Source organism: Mesorhizobium sp. M7A.F.Ca.MR.362.00.0.0, from assembly GCF_004023175.1.
GTDB lineage: Bacteria > Pseudomonadota > Alphaproteobacteria > Rhizobiales > Rhizobiaceae > Mesorhizobium.
This window is the reverse complement of the sequence record NZ_RZTF01000719.1, coordinates 261-1,511: the sequence shown is the minus strand read 5'-3', so window position 1 is coordinate 1,511 and position 1,251 is coordinate 261. Positions and strand designations below refer to the sequence as shown.

Here is a 1,251-nt window from a genome sequence, read left to right as displayed (position 1 = left end):
AAGCGATGCTGACCGAAGGCATCACCTGGGTCATGACCGGCATCGGCATCGGCATGGCGCTGGGCTCGTTCGCGGCCGGCGCGATGGTGGATGCGTTCGGCGCCCAGAGCGGGTTCTGGGTGTCGGTGGCTTCAGGCACGATCGCACTGGCCACGGTGCTGCTCGGCCAACGCAGCCTTGCCACGACTGAGTGCGAGATGGACGGATGCGAAGCAGCCGCGATTGCCGCGGAATAGTTCCGGCGCGTCCGGGCTTTAGGACCGGGCGCGCCGCTCTAGGCGGCCGGGCCTGAAATATTGGCTTTTCCTGGGTGCGCCAATGCCAAAAGTATCGTTGGCGCCCCGCGCAGCATCACCTCTTTTTCGAAGGCGAAGCCACATTTCTCCAGCACCCGTCGCGAGGCCGGATTGGCGGGGCGGACGAGGCCGACAACCCGATCGGCACGCAAGGGGCCGAACGCGGTGCGCAGTGCTTCCTTCACCAATTCCGTGGCATAGCCATGTCCCCAGGCCGCCGGATGAAGATGATAGGACAGGTTCAGACCGTCGAAATCCGCCGATACCGTGACGCCGCCGAAGCCGATCAACTTTCCATCCGCCTCGACCGCCCAGCGGCCAAAGCCGTGCTTGTCCCAATGACCGATGTCGCGCGTCAGCCGCGCGGCGCTCTGCTGGGCTGTATCCGGAACAGGGTCGGGTCGATGCGCAACAAGCTCCCCGCGCGAAAAGAGATCGGCTAGGAAATCCAGATCAGCCTCTGCCGGGCGGCGCAGCAAAAGCCGCTCGCTGCGCTGGCTGGAAGGCAGGGGCGCATTCATCCGTCTTCTCCGGCAACCGGATCGGCGGGAGGCTCAGAGGATCTCGGTCTTGGCGATGTGGATGCCAAAACCTTCGAGGCCGACATAGTGGCGTTCGCGCGAGGCGATCAGGTTGATCGAGGAGATGCCGAGATCCTTGAGGATCTGCGCGCCGAGCCCGATCTCGCGCCACTCGTTTTCGCGGCGGCGGGCCTCTTCGTGATCCTCGCGGTCGCCGCTTGCCGGTCGTTTGCGCTCCTGATGCGCAACGCCGACGGAACCTTCTCTGAGATAGACGATGACGCCGCGCCTGCGCTCGCCCATTGCCTTCATAATGGCGTCGAGCCGGTGACTGGTGCCGAAGACATCGGTCACCACATCCTCGGAATGCAGACGCACCGGGACCTCCTCGCCGTCACGAATGTCGCCGAAGACGATGGCGACGTGGTGCATGG

1 protein-coding gene and 2 pseudogenes are annotated in these 1,251 nt (G+C 64.7%); 1 reads left to right on the top strand and 2 read right to left on the bottom strand.

Going from position 1 to position 1,251, the window contains the following annotated elements:
* A pseudogene (locus tag EOC06_RS37105) lies at positions 1–236 on the top strand (MFS transporter); the annotation flags it as partial.
* A 38-nt stretch (positions 237–274) separates the two neighbouring features.
* Here EOC06_RS37105 and EOC06_RS37100 read toward each other — a convergent pair.
* A complete protein-coding gene (locus tag EOC06_RS37100; RefSeq protein ID WP_128310103.1) occupies positions 275–817 on the bottom strand; it encodes a GNAT family N-acetyltransferase in 543 nt (180 codons plus the stop codon).
* A gap of 33 nt (positions 818–850) precedes the next feature.
* Positions 851–1,251, bottom strand: a pseudogene (locus tag EOC06_RS44570) (3,4-dihydroxy-2-butanone-4-phosphate synthase); the annotation flags it as partial.